The 16376-nt window shown below is 38.8% G+C and carries 14 protein-coding genes; 10 read left to right on the forward strand and 4 right to left on the reverse strand.

Annotated elements, in window-relative coordinates; all coding sequences use genetic code 11:
• The first annotated feature begins 242 nt into the window (after positions 1-242).
• Both FJR05_RS25870 and rd read left to right on the forward strand, forming a co-directional pair.
• Positions 243-437: a hypothetical protein gene (locus FJR05_RS25870; protein WP_168646754.1), complete on the forward strand. Its 195-nt coding sequence runs from the start codon at positions 243-245 to the stop codon at positions 435-437.
• A 62-nt stretch (positions 438-499) separates the two neighbouring features.
• Complete coding sequence (gene rd / locus FJR05_RS25875; RefSeq protein WP_168646755.1) at positions 500-658, forward strand: rubredoxin; 159 nt, start codon at positions 500-502, stop codon at positions 656-658.
• Positions 659-885: 227 nt separating this feature from the next.
• Here rd and FJR05_RS25880 read toward each other — a convergent pair whose 3' ends face one another.
• Positions 886-1491: a DUF4360 domain-containing protein gene (locus tag FJR05_RS25880; protein WP_168646756.1), complete on the reverse strand. Its 606-nt coding sequence runs from the start codon at positions 1489-1491 to the stop codon at positions 886-888.
• A gap of 227 nt (positions 1492-1718) precedes the next feature.
• Here FJR05_RS25880 and FJR05_RS25885 point away from each other — a divergent pair, with 227 nt between their 5' ends.
• Both FJR05_RS25885 and lpxD read left to right on the forward strand, forming a co-directional pair.
• Complete coding sequence (locus tag FJR05_RS25885) at positions 1719-2960, forward strand: NAD(P)/FAD-dependent oxidoreductase (protein ID WP_168646757.1); 1242 nt, start codon at positions 1719-1721, stop codon at positions 2958-2960.
• 75 nt (positions 2961-3035) lie between these two features.
• Positions 3036-4061: a UDP-3-O-(3-hydroxymyristoyl)glucosamine N-acyltransferase gene (gene lpxD, locus FJR05_RS25890; protein WP_168646758.1), complete on the forward strand. Its 1026-nt coding sequence runs from the start codon at positions 3036-3038 to the stop codon at positions 4059-4061.
• Between the two features lie 109 nt (positions 4062-4170).
• On the opposite strand, the gene FJR05_RS25895 is transcribed toward lpxD, so the two are convergent.
• Positions 4171-4575, reverse strand: coding sequence for a biopolymer transporter ExbD (locus tag FJR05_RS25895; RefSeq protein ID WP_168646759.1), 405 nt, complete (start codon positions 4573-4575; stop codon positions 4171-4173).
• Positions 4559-5212 (reverse strand): MotA/TolQ/ExbB proton channel family protein, encoded by a 654-nt coding sequence (locus FJR05_RS25900; RefSeq protein ID WP_168646760.1) that lies wholly within the window; start codon positions 5210-5212, stop codon positions 4559-4561. The genes FJR05_RS25895 and FJR05_RS25900 overlap by 17 nt, the downstream gene beginning before the upstream one ends.
• Positions 5213-6307: 1095 nt before the next feature.
• Between FJR05_RS25900 and FJR05_RS25905 the strand changes: the two genes are divergently transcribed.
• The 5 genes from FJR05_RS25905 (at position 6308) to FJR05_RS25925 (ending at position 13170) form a co-directional block, all read left to right on the forward strand.
• On the forward strand, positions 6308-8962 hold the full coding sequence (locus FJR05_RS25905) for a DUF4114 domain-containing protein (RefSeq protein WP_168646761.1): 2655 nt from the start codon (positions 6308-6310) through the stop codon (positions 8960-8962).
• A gap of 273 nt (positions 8963-9235) precedes the next feature.
• Positions 9236-10222 (forward strand): hopanoid-associated sugar epimerase, encoded by a 987-nt coding sequence (hpnA, locus tag FJR05_RS25910; protein WP_168646762.1) that lies wholly within the window; start codon positions 9236-9238, stop codon positions 10220-10222.
• A 71-nt stretch (positions 10223-10293) separates the two neighbouring features.
• Positions 10294-11310 (forward strand): adenosyl-hopene transferase HpnH, encoded by a 1017-nt coding sequence (gene hpnH, locus FJR05_RS25915; protein WP_168646763.1) that lies wholly within the window; start codon positions 10294-10296, stop codon positions 11308-11310.
• A gap of 179 nt (positions 11311-11489) precedes the next feature.
• Entirely contained in the window at positions 11490-12401 is a 912-nt protein-coding gene (locus tag FJR05_RS25920) for an Rpn family recombination-promoting nuclease/putative transposase (protein ID WP_168646764.1), read from the forward strand.
• 325 nt (positions 12402-12726) lie between these two features.
• Positions 12727-13170 (forward strand): DUF29 domain-containing protein, encoded by a 444-nt coding sequence (locus tag FJR05_RS25925; RefSeq protein ID WP_168646765.1) that lies wholly within the window; start codon positions 12727-12729, stop codon positions 13168-13170.
• Between the two features lie 163 nt (positions 13171-13333).
• Here the strand turns inward: FJR05_RS25925 and FJR05_RS25930 are convergent, their stop codons facing one another.
• Positions 13334-15613, reverse strand: coding sequence for a HEAT repeat domain-containing protein (locus tag FJR05_RS25930; protein ID WP_217385702.1), 2280 nt, complete (start codon positions 15611-15613; stop codon positions 13334-13336).
• Positions 15614-15911: 298 nt separating this feature from the next.
• Here FJR05_RS25930 and FJR05_RS25935 point away from each other — a divergent pair.
• Positions 15912-16376: TnsA endonuclease N-terminal domain-containing protein (locus FJR05_RS25935; protein WP_174783862.1), on the forward strand; the 465-nt coding region annotated here is incomplete at its 3' end.

Genomic DNA, 16376 nt, shown 5'->3' on the forward strand with positions numbered 1-16376 from the left:
GCATCGCAGGGAACAGGGAACAGGAAGAGAGTTTTGAGTGATTTTACTTTTCTTCACATACCTTTAATTTTTTCTGTTCACCTACTTAGTGGTTTTGGTAACTTTTTAAGTGATTAACCCTAATGATTTCATTGAGTTTAACTCACTTAATTCTAATTACAGATCAATTCATAGAGTTTTCGCAGATAATTAGTCCGAAATTCATTTTCAAGAGTGTAAATTCGAGTTAAGAGAAAAATACAGTGAGTCAATCTTCTTTAAATGGCAAATTAATCCAGGGTTTTGGGATTCTCTTGGGGATGAGTGTTTCCTTGTTTATACTGAGAGGATTGGGTATTATCACTTTCCTACCTGGTGGTGTAATTACTTTACTGTTTTTTGGGGCTATAGCTATGGCAATCTTCAGTTATTGCTCAAGGCGATGGTGGCGTTTTTAGGTTTACAATCAACAATTATTACGTCAAAAAAACTGACAAGTCATTAATCAGAGGTAAAAAAGATGCAAAAGTATATATGTAACACTTGTGGTTATGAGTATGATCCAGAAGAGGGTGATCCAGATGGGGGGATAGCGCCAGGAACGCCTTTTGAGGATATTCCTGATGATTGGGCGTGTCCAGTTTGTGGTGTATCAAAATCAGACTTTGAGCCGGCATAGTGAAAATAACAGCTACTCTACTAGTTCGTCTTGTAGTGACAGCGAAACTCAACAAAATCCTTGATAATGTTGGGTTTCGTTCCATTACTTTGCGTTCACGCAGTGTCCCGCAGGGATAGGTTCACGTGACCCAACCTAACCTACCGTATAATTACTTTTTAGGCTTAATCGAGCATTATTGCTATGTGATTAACTCCCCACTTTAAAAAGCGGGAAGTTGATGATCATTATTTACACTGACGATATTTTACGTGATAAACTAAACCACGATGTGCGAGGTCAAAGGAGTCAACAGTAGCCATCCCTTGACCACTAGCGACCATTGCAGCATTCACCCGCATATTTACACTATCACCACAGGCTGACCAGACATTACCCATAGTTACTAATTGATCTCGAACATTGTAGTCCATTTCACCTCTAAATGTTCTAGAAAAGACAGGGCCACGTTGACCAGCAAAAAAGTATTCTGCTCTTAGTTTCCCAGTTGTACCGGGGGCAACATAGCCGCGATAATCAGCATCATAGAGAGAAATTTGAAATCCTTGGGGTACTTTAATGGGAATGCTCAAATTACAGCTTTTCCGTGCTTCTGATGATTTATTTCCCAGAGCGATAAATTTATCAAATAGAATACTTAATTCTTGACCATCGGGGCTAACATTTACACTAGCAGATCCTTCAGGACAACCATTACCACCATATCCTGCACCTTCAATTGTAACTTTTTCGTTGGCAAAGGCAGTCCCAACAGAAGCTATCATTAGTGCAGCGGCAGCCAGAGAAGCTTGTACAAACTTGATGGTTGTATGTTGGAAATTTTGATGATTCATAATTTATGCCTATTGATTCTGTTCAGTGAGGGAAGGACAAACTAAAGTTGTTGTCAACTTTATGAATATCAAGGACTGATCTTCAGGTGAATTTGATTCCGTCTTAACTAAATTAGTAAACAAAGTTAATCTTTTGCTCATACGGCAGTTCTATCAAGAGTAATATAAAATAGATCCCTCACTTCTTTGAGAAGTTGGGGATCTGGATATTACGGAAATTTTTGATTTTGTTACCTTTGCAAATTGTAGTTATTGGTGGTGGGGCTGCGGGATTCTTTGGTGCGATCGCTTGTGCTGAAGCTAATCCTCAAGCCCAGGTTACTTTAATTGAAGCGAGTCGTCAACCTTTGGCGAAAGTGCTGATTTCCGGTGGGGGACGTTGTAACGTTACTCATGCTTGTTTTGAACCAAAAATTTTAGTCCAGAATTATCCTAGAGGTAGTAAGGCTTTATTAGGTGCTTTTACCCGGTTTCAACCTTTAGATACCATAGCTTGGTTTGCAGCACATGGGGTGAATGTAAAAACGGAAGCGGACGGACGGATGTTCCCAATTACAGACCGTTCTGAAACTATTGCAGAATGTTTGATTAAGGCGGCTTTTGATGCCAACATAGAACTTTGTATTGGTACACCTGTCACTGCTGTCACTCGCAAAAATACAGGTTTTGAAATTCTGCTCAAGTCGGGAGAAACTAAAGAGTGTCATCGCTTACTCTTGGCTACAGGTAGTAGTTTAGCTGGTTATAAAATTGCTAGACAATTGGGTCATGACATCCAAACTCCTGTACCTTCTTTATTTACCTTTAATATTGCTGATCCTCAACTGCGGGAATTAGCGGGAATTAGTGTTAGTTCTGTGAATCTCCGCTTACCAGGTACAGGGAAAACCTCATTACAACAAACAGGACCATTGTTAATTACCCATTGGGGTGTGAGTGGTCCAGCAGTATTGAAACTTTCAGCTTGGGGTGCAAGAATTCTCAATGAAACCCGCTATCAACATAAATTATTAATTAATTGGTTGCCAGATTTATCACAAGAAGAAGTGAGACAAAAACTTTTAACTGTCAAGGCTGAGTGGGGACAAAAAGCGATCGCTCTCCATCGTGGTGTAGACTTACCTCATCGGCTTTGGCAATATATTATCAACCGTGCAAATATTCCCACAGAAGACCGTTGGGCCACCATATCCAACAAAACTTTAAATCAACTAGTCCTAGAAATCTCCCAAGGAGAATACCTAATTACAGGTAAAGGTGCATTTAAAGAAGAATTTGTCACCTGTGGAGGAGTCAACCTTAAAGAAGTCAACTTCAAAACAATGGAAAGTAAAATAGTCCCCGGCTTGCACTTTGCAGGTGAGATATTAGATATTGATGGTGTTACAGGTGGCTTTAACTTCCAAAGTGCTTGGACAACAGCCTACCTAGCCGGTCAATCCATGACAAAATTAACAGCAGATAATTAACTTATTTCTTCCTTCGCGCCTTTGCTTCTTTGCGCCTTTGCGCGAAATCAAAATCTATAAATCGTTTTAATCAGTATGAAATTTAATGAAATTCTCAATCAACTTGGTGATTATATTACCGAAAGTAGCCCTAACATTGATTTAGAAATTACTGGAGTTGCAGCCATAGATGAAGCAACATCTGGGACTCTTAGCTATGTAGAAAGTGGTAAATTTTCCGCATTGCTCAATTCTACTGCTGCGAGCGCTGTAATTTTGCCCCCAGATGAAAAATTGCAGAATCAAGCTATAGAAAGAGGTTTAGCTTGGTTATCCACAACTCAACCCAGACTGGTATTTGCGAAAGCGATCGCTCTATTTTATCAACCTTACCGTCCTAATCCCGAAATTCATCCTAGTGCCGTGATTCACCCCAGTGCCAAAATCGGTGATGATGTGTATATTGGCGCTCATGTTGTCATTTCTGCAAATGTAGAAATTGGCAATCATGCCATTATCCATCCTAACGTCGTTATTTATCCAGAAGTACAAATAGGCGATCGCACAACTTTACACGCTAATTGTACCATCCATGAACGTAGCCAAATCGGTGCAGATTGCGTTATTCATAGCGGTGCTGTGATTGGTGCTGAAGGCTTTGGCTTTGTTCCCACTCGGACAGGCTGGCTGAAAATGGAACAATCGGGTTACACCGTTTTAGAAGATGGAGTAGAAGTAGGTTGTAATACAGCCATAGATCGTCCCGCAGTCGGAGAAACAAGAGTTGGTAAAAACACCAAAATTGATAATTTAGTACAGATAGGACATGGTAGTCAAATAGGTGCTGGTTGCGCCATAGCAGGTCAAACAGGCATGGCTGGAGGTGTGAAGATTGGAAATCGAGTAATTTTAGCTGGACAAGTGGGAATTGCCAATCAGGCTAAAATTGGAGATGGGGCAATAGCTTCCGCTCAAACTGGTATTCTCAAAGATGTTGCACCAGGAGAAATTGTCTCAGGTAGTCCAGCCATATCGCACAAACTCTACCTTAAAGCATCAGCAATTTATAGTCGCTTGCCAGAAATATATCAAAATCTGAAAAAATTGCAGAAGAGGGAATAGGAGTCAGCACTTCGACTTCGCTCAGTGACCAGTCAGGAGGTAGAGGAGGTAGGGGAGGTAGAGGAGGTAGAGGAGGTAGAGGAGGTAGGGGATGTAGGGGAGGAAGAAATTAAGGTGTTTGGGTGGCGATCGCTAATTTTGCCCCTTTTACCTGCCGTACCCGATCCATAACCACCACAACTTGACCGTGACTAGCACTTTGGTCAGCATTGATAATAACTACAACTTCCGTATTTTTGCCCATCAACTCCTGTACTTTTACTGGTAAAGTTTCAATAGTGACGGGTTGGCGATTTAAACTCAGATCCCCGGCTGAATCTATGGTAACGGTAATTGGTGCGGCTGATGATTGGGCTTTGGCTGTGGCTGCTTTAGGTAAATTAACTGGTAAACCTTCAGAACGATTTAAAAATAAAGTGGACATAATAAAAAATGTCAAAATAGCAAAGATGACATCAATCATCGGCACAATATTAATCTGGGCTGGTAAATCAGGTTCATCTGGTAGACGCATAGGATTTATCCCCTCTTTCATAATGACGACGATACAGTAATTCTAGTTGACCACCATATTCTTGAATCCAAGCAATTTGCCGCAAATACATACCGCGAAAACTATTCGCAAAAAATAAAGTAATAATAGCTACAACTAATCCCGATGCTGTGGATACCAAAGCTTCACTAATCCCAGAGGTAACACCAGAGGTTTTTGTCCCCCCCACATCACCAATATTTAAGGATGCAAAAGAGCCAATTAGCCCCAAAACTGTCCCTAGCAATCCTAGCAAGGGTGCTAAACCAATAATTGTATCAAAAATGTTTTGAAACCTTTTTAATAAGGGGATTTCTGCCTGGGCCTCGCTTTCCAAGGCCAAGCGAAATTCTTCTGGGTTGGCTTCTTCCAATTCTAAAGCCGCTAAAAAAATTCGGGCGATCGGTAAATCAGCATTTTTATGTAAGATGTTTAAAGAGGTAACTACATCACCTTGACGATAAACACTTAACACCTGCTTGACTACGCGATTTTGACGACCACTAATTCCTATCCAAAAGGTAATCCGTTCCAAAATCAGAGTGATTCCTAAAACGGAAAAAAATAGCAGTGGCCACATCACTACACCACCAGCTTTGAATAAGTTACTGATTTCCATTGACTATTTTGCTAATTCTGGACAAAGCTAGATTAACAGATTTTTGTGGAGAGAATGTCATTTGTAGGCGATCGCCACATAAAGTATAATTATTGTCATAAAATATACTCAGTACATGAAAAATTCTTTTTTTAGGGGTGAAAATCCAGCAATTCTCATTTTAAGGTTTCATCGCTCAAAAGTCAGAATCGCGGATTATACGGATTAAAAGATGGCGCGGATTAGGTTGTTTGCGATGATAAAAGTTACTAAAATCCGTGAAATCAGTGCCATCCGTCTAAATCCGTGATTCTAACCTTATTTTATTCTTGTCAAAATGAGAATTGCTGGTGAAAATCTATTGACTTCTTGTTCCAGACGTGATATTTTTATAATGGGAATGTGTGAACAAATAAAAATTTAACTTACATCCAATTATATTTATAAGACTATATTACCATATCCAGCCCAAATCAAACCCTCAAAAATAAAATTTTTTCAAAAACGCATTAAAAACCATTTAAGCGAATTATTAATCTAAGACTTACGCATTGATAAAATAGGCTGCGTCAGATCCGATAATTTGACAAACATTAGATTTCCTCTAAGTAACGTACCTACTTAATAATTTATTCCCAAAACCGATAAGAAAAGAATAGAAAAAGCAGTAAAAATATCTAGATTAAGTAGTACGTATGGTGATTTCACGTAATACTTAGATATGCCGTTAAAGATGCAAAAACTAATATTATATTAAGGGTGATCTCGATCATATACCTTGTTGATTTTGGTCAATATTTAATATTAATCATCCGAAAAGATGAATATTATATGATGAGCTTACATTTATTCGCTTGATAGAAATAATTGCTAGAATCATTGTATAACAAGCATTTCAGTCTATTGAATTATCATCATTAGTCTCATGAATCCACAAAATTTGCACAATTGAACAAATAAAAAGAAACTTTCTTGATGATCACTTTATAAATTTTAGAACTTTCTTGATGATCACTTTATAAAAAAAACGATCCATTCCTATGACTATTCTGTTACATTGATAAAAGTTAACCAAGTAACTTTAACTAATACTTTTAAAACACCACAAGGATTAAAATGATTATTTCCAACTTAAACAACGGCATCTTTACAGTTAACTCCACCGGCAAAGTTAGTGTTGATTTCCTATTTGATGGAGGCTTGAATAAGGGCGAATTAGCCATTTTTAGCCTGCAAGGGATGGAAAATATGGAAGTAGGCTCGACAGCATTCATCCTAGAAGCTTCTAGACGCGCCCTTAGTAATTCCAAGCTTGGTTATGTAGCAGTGCAGGATGAAAGCGATCGCGCTCGATTCAGTGATGTCAACAAAGAAATGTTGTGGGAAAAAGATTTCAATGGTGGTATTTACAAAGGTCCCCAACAGTTTGAAATGACAGCGGGAAGCACCTTTGCCATGATGTTGATTACTGATACAACAGTAGCCAAATTTGCTCAAAGTACCTCCATTAATACAGACAAAGTTCTGTTTTCCTTCGGTTCAATAGACAAAACCACAGGAACAGTAGCCACCCAAATCGCAGATATCACCGGACAGGGAAATACTTTCGGTTGGGAAGATGTTAATAGCTTAAAATCCACCGACCGGGATTTTAACGATCTGGTAGTTCAAGTCTCCGGTGCAACAGCAAATGCCCCAAAACTAGAAGATTCCGTTTACGCTAACCGCAATTGGTTAAATACCCAACTCGGACAAGAATTAGTGCAATATGCCAACCGTCCTCGATTTGACTCAGGGACTTTTATCGTTGACGGGACTGGTCAGGTTAAATTTGACTATCTTTATGATGGTGGTTGGTATCAGGGAGAAATGGCAGTTTTCAGCCTCAAAGGCATGGAAAATTACCAACCAGGCTCATTAGAGTTCATCAAAGAAGCAACTAGTCGAGCTTTAAGCAACTCTACACAAGGTCGCATTCTCATTAGCGATCGCACAGAAGGGGCGCGGTTTAACAGTAGTAACAGTTGGGAACCTAACTTTAATGCTGGTAACTACCAAGGAATTAATTCCTTTCAGATGAACTCTGGGGATGAGGTGGCATTTATGTTAGTCCAAAATACTACCTTTGACGAAATTTATCGCCAACCCTATGCAACCGCTCAAATAGGCAAACAAGTTATTTTCTCCACCGAAAAAAATCAGATAGTTGCAGTAGACAAAAATGGCACTCTAGCATTTGAAGATATCAACGTTAGCTCTGGCAAATCAGATAAAGACTTCAATGACTTGGTTTTTCAAGTCCAAGGACTAAACAGTAATAATATTGCTGATATGAACGCTCAAGTCGATCCTAGTCGGGATTGGCGCACTACTACTACCGGACAAAGCCTACTCCAATATACCGACCGTTCCACATATAGCGAGGGAGTATTTGAAGTTGGTGAAACAGGTAAAGTCAACTTTGATTTTCTTTACGATGGTGGTTGGTATCGGGGAGAGATGGCAGTCTTTAGCCTGGAAGGAATGGAAATATATCAACCTGGTTCAGAAGCCTTTATCAAACAAGCCACTAATCGCGCTTTAAGCAATTCTAAATTAGGTTACGTCTTGGCTAAAGACCCCACCGAAGGAGCAAGGTTTGCTGAAAAAATGCTTTGGGAACCCGATTTCAATACAGGAAACTATCTAGGAGTCAAAACCTTCGAGATGAATGCAGGGGATAAATTTGCCTTTATGTTTGTACCCAACACCAATGTTCAGGAAATCAACAACACCAAGGGTATTAGCAGCAAAAGTTCGATGTGGCAATACGGCAAAGTGCCTCTGTTCTCAATCCCCGAAGCTAATCCTAATATGGCAGTCGGACAAATAGTAAATGTGGATGGTAATGGAACTTTTGCCTTTGAAGATATTCCTACCGCCTCTTCCACCTCAGACCGTGATTACAATGATTTTATTTTCCAAGTCAAAGGAGCTAAAGGTATAGCTCAGTCAATAGATAGTTTTGCTAACTCTGACCGTAACTGGCGCACCACCAGTGTAGGACAAGAATTACTAGCATATTCTAATCGGGCGATTTTCGATGAAGGCGTTTTTTTTGCTGATCAAACAGGGCAAGTAAAAATAGACTTCCTCTATGATGGTGGTGAATATCAAAAGGGTGAAGTGGGAATCTTTAGCCTCAAAAACATGGATATGTATGAAGCTGGTTCAAACGCTTTTATCAAAGAGGCAGTTCGTCGGGCCACCAGCAATTCTACAGATGGCTATATTGTGGTCAAAGATGCGGAAGAAGGTAGTCTTGCCAGTGAGAATCATAGCCTTTTCCACTGGGAACCTAACTTTAATGATGGAGCTTATCAAGGAGAGAAAATTTATAATCTGAATGCGGGAGATGCCTTTGGTTTTATTCTCACTGGTAATGAAGCTCTAAATGATGCTTTAGCTAGACAGAGTTTTACAGATGATAATAGACCTCTTTTCTCCATGTCTGCTGCTAATGTCAACCATAATGTGCAAGCAACAGATGTAGTAACCAACGCTCAAGGAGCAATTATCGGATTTGAAGATGTCGCTATTGATGATAGTTCTAATCGAGACTACAATGATTTTGTCATCTCTATTAAAGGAATTGACGGTAATAGTCTGGGTATGACAGATATCAAGGATGTCATGGCTTACCATCATGATTGGGTGGATACACAAATAGGCTCTGATCTAATTAATTACTTTAATACTGGCATTGTTCCAACTCAAGCACCATTAGTGTAAAAGGAAATGCTGAAGGCGGCAGATACAGCAATTCTCATTATCAAGAAAGACAAGAAAGACAATGGAGGGCGCAGGCCCTGCGCCCCTACGGGTTTTGCGATGAAAAACTGTACCTTGTAAGATCAGAAAGTGCTGTAGGTTGCGTAACGATGATTTCCCTCTCTATTCAATCCTCAAAAAAACAACGTGGTTGCCTGATAATATCTCTACATTGATTCGAGATGACGTATATTTAAATGCGGTTAGGGATTTTGAGGAATAGAGGATAAGGGAATGCGAGTATTTGTAACGGGTGGAACTGGTTTTATTGGTTCTCATGTAGTGCGATCGCTTTTACAATCAAAATACCAAGTTACAGCTTTGGTGCGTCCTAGTAGTAACCTGGATAACTTACAGGGTTTAGCTGTAGATATTATCAAAGGTGATTTGAACAACCCGAATATCTGGGAACAGATGCAGGGTTGTCAATATCTTTTTCATGTCGCTGCCCATTATTCCCTGTGGCAAAAAGATCGAGACTTGCTTTACATTAATAATGTGGAAGGTACACGCAACATCTTGTCCGCAGCCCAAAAAGCGGGAATTGAACGCACAGTTTATACCAGTTCAGTTGCCGCTATTGGTGTAGGTAAATCAGGACAAGTTGTAGATGAAACTTACCAAAGTCCCCTAGAAAAATTAGTGGGGGATTATAAAAAATCTAAATTCCTAGCGGAACAAGTGGCAATATCTGCGGTTAAACAGGGTCAAGATATTGTAATCGTTAATCCTAGTAGTCCCATTGGTCCCTTAGATATTAAACCGACACCCACTGGGGATATTATTCTGCGGTTTTTGCGGAGACAAATGCCCGCTTATGTGGATACGGGATTGAATTTTATTGATGTCCGCGATGTCGCCAAAGGACATTTATTAGCTTTAGAAAAAGGCAAATCAGGCGATCGCTATATTCTCGGTCATCAAAATCTTAGCCTTAAACAACTCCTAGAACAACTCTCCCAAATCACCAACTTACCAGCACCACAAACATCCATCCCAGCTTGGATACCCCTCACAGTCGCCTGGGTAGAAGAAAAAATCCTTGCACCATTAGGAAAAACTCCCACAGTTCCCATAGATGGAGTCCGCATGGCACAGCAACCAATGTATTATGATGCTTCTAAGGCTATCCGCGAATTAGGTTTACCTCAGTCACCCCTGAATAAAGCCCTCAAGGATGCTGTAGATTGGTTTGTGTCTAATGGTTATGTGAATAGGTGACAGGTGACAGAAATTAATTACCAATTACCAATCACCAATCACCAATTACCAAATTGAGGAGTGTTAGTTTCATGGCAATTAATTTACAACAAGCAATTGATATTGGTAAATATCTAGTAACTCAGCGTCTATTAGGACGGAAACGCTTTCCCCTCGTCTTGATGTTAGAACCCCTGTTCCGGTGTAACCTAGCTTGTACAGGTTGCGGTAAAATCCAGCATCCAGTAGAAATCCTCAAGCAAAATCTCACTCCCGAACAGTGTTTTGCAGCAGCGGAAGAATGCGGCGCACCGGTTGTTTCTATTCCCGGTGGAGAACCTCTCCTGCATCCCCAAATAGGTGAAATTGTTGAAGGCTTAATTAAACGCAAGAAGTATATTTACTTGTGTACTAATGGTTTATTACTAGAAAAGAGTCTTGATAAGTTTAAACCTTCTCCCTATCTAACCTTTAGCGTCCATTTGGATGGAATGCGAGAATGGCATGATAAATGTGTAGACAGAAAAGGCGTTTTCGATACTGCTGTCCAAGCAATTCGCGCCGCTAAAGCTAAAGGTTTTCGTGTCGCCACTAACACAACCATTTTTGAAGGTTGCGATATCCAAGAAATGCAGGGATTTTTCGATTTTCTGGAAACCTTGGGAACTGACGGGATGATGATTTCTCCTGGATACAGTTACGAATGGGCCCCAGATCAAGATCATTTTCTCCAAAAAGAACAAACCCGCGCATTATTTAGAGAAATTCTCTCACCTTACACATCTGGTAAGAAGAACTGGAACTTTAATCACAACCCTTTATTCTTAGATTTTCTCATTGGTGAAAAAGACTATGAATGCACCCCTTGGGGTAGTCCTAGTTATAGTGTGTTAGGTTGGCAAAAACCTTGTTATCTATTGAATGAAGGTTACTATGCAACCTTTCAGGAGTTGTTAGATAAGACTGATTGGAGTCAATACGGTGGTGCTAGTGGTAATCCTAAATGTGCTGATTGTATGGTGCATTGTGGTTATGAACCGACAGCAGCGATGGATGCAATGCAACCGAAAAATATTGCTCGTTCTCTAACTACTGTGTTTGGGAAGTAATAATCTGAAAACTGTCAGAATCAGGATTTTTAAGATTAATGGATGAACAGGATGAAAGAATAATTTACTCACAATAAATCCTGTTTATTCTCAAATCCAATAAATCTTGATTTTGATTCTTTAAGGACAATCATCCAGAGAAGAATTTATTTCGGGTAGGATTAATTTAGAATTATAATATGCGACGTGACTCTATTTTCTATTATTTATTTCAAACATATCCAACCATACTGTTTGAATTATTGCCAAATCCTCCCGCAAATGCGGCTAATTATCGCTTCGATTCAGTAGCGGTGAAAGAACCAAAGTTTGAAATTGACGGGGTATTTTTACCACCAGAAACGGAAACTCCTGGAGTTGTTTATTTCTGTGAAGTGCAATTTCAAAAAGATGAACGACTTTATGAGCGGTTATTTGGGGAGTTATTTCTCTATTTTTACAGAAATAGGGAGCGTTTTCAAGATTGGCAAGCGGTATTAATTTATCCAACTCGTAATACGGAACAAGGGGATATTCACCCCTATCGCGCACTTTTGAGTTCGGAACAAGTCCATCGAGTATATTTGGATGAGTTGGGAGAATTTGAGCAATTACCCCTTGATGTCAGTTTGTTGGTATTGACAACTCTAAAACAAAACAAAGCCCCAGCAGCAGCGCGATATTTAATCAGTCGTTGTCAGCAGGAGTTACAAGAACCAAGAGCTAGACGTGGCATAATGGAAATAATTACCACGATTATTTCTTATCGGTTTACTCGTTTAAGTCGTGTGGAGATAGAAGCAATGTTAGGAATAAGTTTTCAGCAAACTCGCTTGTATGAAGAACTCAGAGAAGAAGCTACCGAATTAGGTATGCAGCAGGGTATGCAACAAGGTATGCAGCAGGGTAAACAACAAGGTAAACAGGAGGGAGAAGTAAATCTGATCCTACGGTTGTTATCTAAAAGATTTGGGGAAGTTCCTAGTCAGCTAAAAATGCAAATTGAGAAGTTATCTCTGGAACAATTGGAAGCTTTAACTGAGGTGTTTTTAGATTTTGCAAGTTTAGATAATTTGGTTATTTGGTTGCAAAATTTAGAAGTTTCTGAGTAGTAAAAGCGCAGGTTTCTTTTTGTAAAGAAATATTAAAATATTTAGGCCAGTAAATAAATGTATGTAATTATTACAACAATATATTTACTGGCTTTGTTAAAGGTACTATGAAATCTTATAGAATAGTAGCTTTAGGTGCTTCTGGCGCAGTAAAAACCGTATTTTTATCTAGTTTATATAAAGAACTATCAACACAAAGTAAAAGTAATAAAATCTCGGAAGTTCTGATTCTGATGGTAAAAATATCTGATAGCGAAGCGTGGCGTAGCCATATCAGGATAAAATAAATGTAAAATTAATCATTTGTACAATTGGAGATAAAAATATGACATCACAACTGTATGAAACTGATTTTTATGCTTGGACTTTAGAACAGGCAAAATTATTAAAGCAAGGACAACTAAATCAACTTGATATTTTAAATTTAATAGAGGAAATTGAATCTTTGGGTAAGCGAGAAAAGCAAGAATTAAGAAACCGACTAGGGATTTTAATTGGACATTTACTAAAGTGGGAGTATCAAAATAATAAACGTAGTAATAGTTGGAAAGCTACAATTAGAGAACAACGTCGTCGCATTAAAGAACTTCTAGAAGAAAACCCCAGTTTAAAATCATATCTATCTGAAGCAATTGTTTCTGCTTACCAAGATGGTATAGATTTAGCAATTCAGGAAACTAATTTACCTGATACAACTTTTCCTGCTGAAAATCCCTATGGTATTTCTCAAATTCTTGATTCGGCTTTTTTAGTGAATCAAGAGGAGTAATAACCAAAGCAGTGCATAAATTTTCATGCACCAAATCACTTTAACTATTAAATCAGAAAAGTTACTTTTGAATTCAATAATCATTTTGTGGCAAAGAGAGATATTACGAATCGGTTGGCTATTTTGTTCTCAATCATCCTCAGAGTGCAGAGGGTTATTCTCCTTACTCATTGTTTGCACTCAGGGTATCTATGTAAGTGATGAAAGCTTTGGAGAAAACACTTTCTTCAAGATAGTGTTTGGCAACTTCAGCAAGAGTGGCTTTGGTGGCTTGAAAGTGATTTTCAGGGTTAAGAAGTTGACTTCTTAATAGTTGGAATTGATTTTTAATTTTTTGCCAGCGAGTTGGATTCGTCTTTTGAATTGCGCGAACTTCAACATCAATGATTTCAACAGCTTTAGCTTCGTCAGTAGGCTGGTAAGCTTGGTGAAGTTGATGCACAAATTGGCGAAGTTCAATAACTTGTTGCTTTAAGGTTTCATCATTTGTGTAGTTGTGGTTATGATTGTGAGTACCTTTTTCAAAATAGTTTGTAGTGTTGATTACACGCTTTGGTTGTTCTGACACTTTTTTTACCTCCTGAGTAATAATATTTAGCTTATCATGTATTGAATGGGTTTCTATAGCTTCTGTTATTTGAGGAGGTTTTGATTGGGAAATTTCGTAGTTGTAGAATTGGCAGCGTGATTGGATAGAAACAACAGCATCTAGCACAAATCCATCTGGTGAAGTAGGAATTAAATTGATCAAATCTGGAAGATATTTAGCAGTAATTGGAAATGGCATATTTTTCAAAGATTCAGTTGCACTTAGAGCAACGTCAAAATCAGTATCTCCTACCATATCCAATAATCTGCTCGCAGCTTTTTCACTACTAAATTTTCCCAATCCAGTTGCAGCAGAACTATGTAGAGAGTTATCAGCAGCTTTTGAGGCATTTATAAAAGCATTCTCTAAATCTTCATTCAAAAGTAAATTGGGCTGTATGGAACATAACTTTGTGAGCGTTGTTAATGTTTTTTCTTGGATGTATATATCGTACATATTTTGATCTTTGTTTAAAATTCCTATCAGTCTTGAAACTGTCGCTTCAGAAATTTCTAAGTTGGCAGGTAGATATTGCCTCAAACCTATTAATTCCTGAGATGCTTGATCACAAACATTACAGTGTGAATCGTCTAAAGCTTTTATCACTTGAGGAATAGCTTCTTTACCAATCAGTTTTGCTAGGCCAGTAAGGGCGTGTCCTCTTACATAATGATGTGGATCTTCTAAAGCTTGAGTTGCTAAATCTATGGCTACTTCTTTACCAAGCAAACTTGTCAAGTAAAAAATAGCATTACCTCTTTCGATAGGTTCTTCAGAATTTAGATATCTCAGCCAATGGTTAATTTGTCCTTTTTGTTGAGATTTCTGATGTTCTTTTATATCATTTTCCTTAGTGATTGCTCTATTTTTTATCTGAAAAATGGCATAAGAAACTGTACGATGTAAGTCTGAGTTCAAATCTAAATAAGCTTCAAATAAATCAATAATAATTCTTTCATTACCTAATTTACCTAGTAAATCAGCAGCACTTTTACGAAGAGATAAATCACTATTTTTATTCTTTAAAACTTTGGTTAATACAGAAATTACTGCTTCACGTTCCATTTTTTCTAAGCAACGAGTAGCCATCCCGCTGACTTTATACTCTAAGTCTTGTGTTGCCCTAAGTAGTTCCAGAATGGCTGCTTCCGAATCTAATTTTCCTAAAACACGCATTACTGCCATTTCGCGCACTGAGACAATTGGATCTTTAATTAGAATTAGAGACACTAACGAAATTGCTTGTTCGTTGTCTAGCTCCGCAATTGCTCTGATAGCCGTCTTACGTACATGAAAATCTGCATCCTCAATTGCTATATTTATCACAGATAGAGTAGCTTCACTGCCCAATTTCATAGATGCCCAAACAGATTTTCTACGGATATCTGGATCTGAATGTTTGACTGTCTTGATTAGCTCATCAGCAGCTTTTAAAGATTTAGTTTCCCCAAGAAGGAATATCCTGAACCATTCCGTAACTTGTTGTTGAGCAATCATATTGACTGTCTTTTGTTGAAGCTCCGGCTTTACATCTCCTGCCAACTTTGCTCCTAACTTCAAATCCACATTCAAGGCTAATTCTATTATCTTTATTGCTTGTTCTTCAGTTATCTCTGGCAACCCAAGCATGAGGGCGATCGTGTGACTTGAACCATAACTTGGGCTAAATTGTGAACCATAAAATGAGCCATAAGTAACGACAAAATAAGCCTTACGGAAAAAAGCGAAATAAAACTTTGCAACAAATAATGAGCCAAAGTAGATTTTCTGCACCATAATGTGAACATGAGTTGAAAAAACTGCTAAGGACAAAACCTCAAGCAAACAAGCAGCTTTTAACAGTACAAGAATCAACTTTCATCCCAAAATATGATTCAAAATAACCAAGATATGCTTCACTCCCCCCGCAATAAGTAATATAGACTTGTGTAGTGAAACTCCAAAACTGCCTTTAGACATAGGGTTTAGGGGGGAGTCAACTAATTTTGGATTTTAGATTGACGATTTTAGATTTGTTCTGCACTATTGTCGGCAGACAAGCTACAAGGGGCAGGGCTTTGACTCGAACTAATTGAAAATCCAAAATCTAAAATTGGCACAGTCAAGAAAAAATAAAGCTCTAACACACACCTACCTATCATCTTCTAGTTCCATGAACTCCTCTGAATTTGACCAATGGTGTTCCCAACAGCAACTAACGGCGCAAACAAAAGACCTAATTGCCACAATCAGGTCAGCCCCACCCTCACGCCGTGTACAAGGACGCGCCAAAAACGTCAGCGGAGTTTACCCCAGCCGGAAAATGGGTCAAACCATCCAATTTGAAAGCCACACCGTAGAACTGTGGGCAATCTACCAAATGGAACACGAAGAGGAAGTATTAGAGTTTTACGACCAGCCACCCCCCTTCAAAATCCAGTACCACAATAAAACAGGGCGCAAAATAGGTCATTACCATACCCCAGACTTCTTCGTGTTGAGAACTGATGGTGCAGCCTGGGAAGAATGGAAAACCGAAACCGAACTCAAACGACTAGCCGAAAAATACCCAGAACGCTACCAAAAAACTGCCGACGGTAAATGGCACAACCCACCAGGAACAGCCCATGCTTCTTCC

It is taken from the genome of Dolichospermum sp. UHCC 0259 (assembly GCF_009711935.1).
Lineage (GTDB): Bacteria > Cyanobacteriota > Cyanobacteriia > Cyanobacteriales > Nostocaceae > Dolichospermum.

Coding starts and splice junctions, on each gene's coding strand:
- rd (WP_168646755.1), top strand. CDS start 500: ATGCAAAAGTATATATGTAACACTTGTGGTTATGAGTATGATCCAGAA.
- FJR05_RS25880 (WP_168646756.1), bottom strand. CDS start 1,491: ATGAATCATCAAAATTTCCAACATACAACCATCAAGTTTGTACAAGCT.
- lpxD (WP_168646758.1), top strand. CDS start 3,036: ATGAAATTTAATGAAATTCTCAATCAACTTGGTGATTATATTACCGAA.
- FJR05_RS25895 (WP_168646759.1), bottom strand. CDS start 4,575: ATGCGTCTACCAGATGAACCTGATTTACCAGCCCAGATTAATATTGTG.
- FJR05_RS25900 (WP_168646760.1), bottom strand. CDS start 5,212: ATGGAAATCAGTAACTTATTCAAAGCTGGTGGTGTAGTGATGTGGCCA.
- FJR05_RS25905 (WP_168646761.1), top strand. CDS start 6,308: ATGATTATTTCCAACTTAAACAACGGCATCTTTACAGTTAACTCCACC.
- hpnA (WP_168646762.1), top strand. CDS start 9,236: ATGCGAGTATTTGTAACGGGTGGAACTGGTTTTATTGGTTCTCATGTA.
- hpnH (WP_168646763.1), top strand. CDS start 10,294: ATGGCAATTAATTTACAACAAGCAATTGATATTGGTAAATATCTAGTA.
- FJR05_RS25920 (WP_168646764.1), top strand. CDS start 11,490: ATGCGACGTGACTCTATTTTCTATTATTTATTTCAAACATATCCAACC.
- FJR05_RS25925 (WP_168646765.1), top strand. CDS start 12,727: ATGACATCACAACTGTATGAAACTGATTTTTATGCTTGGACTTTAGAA.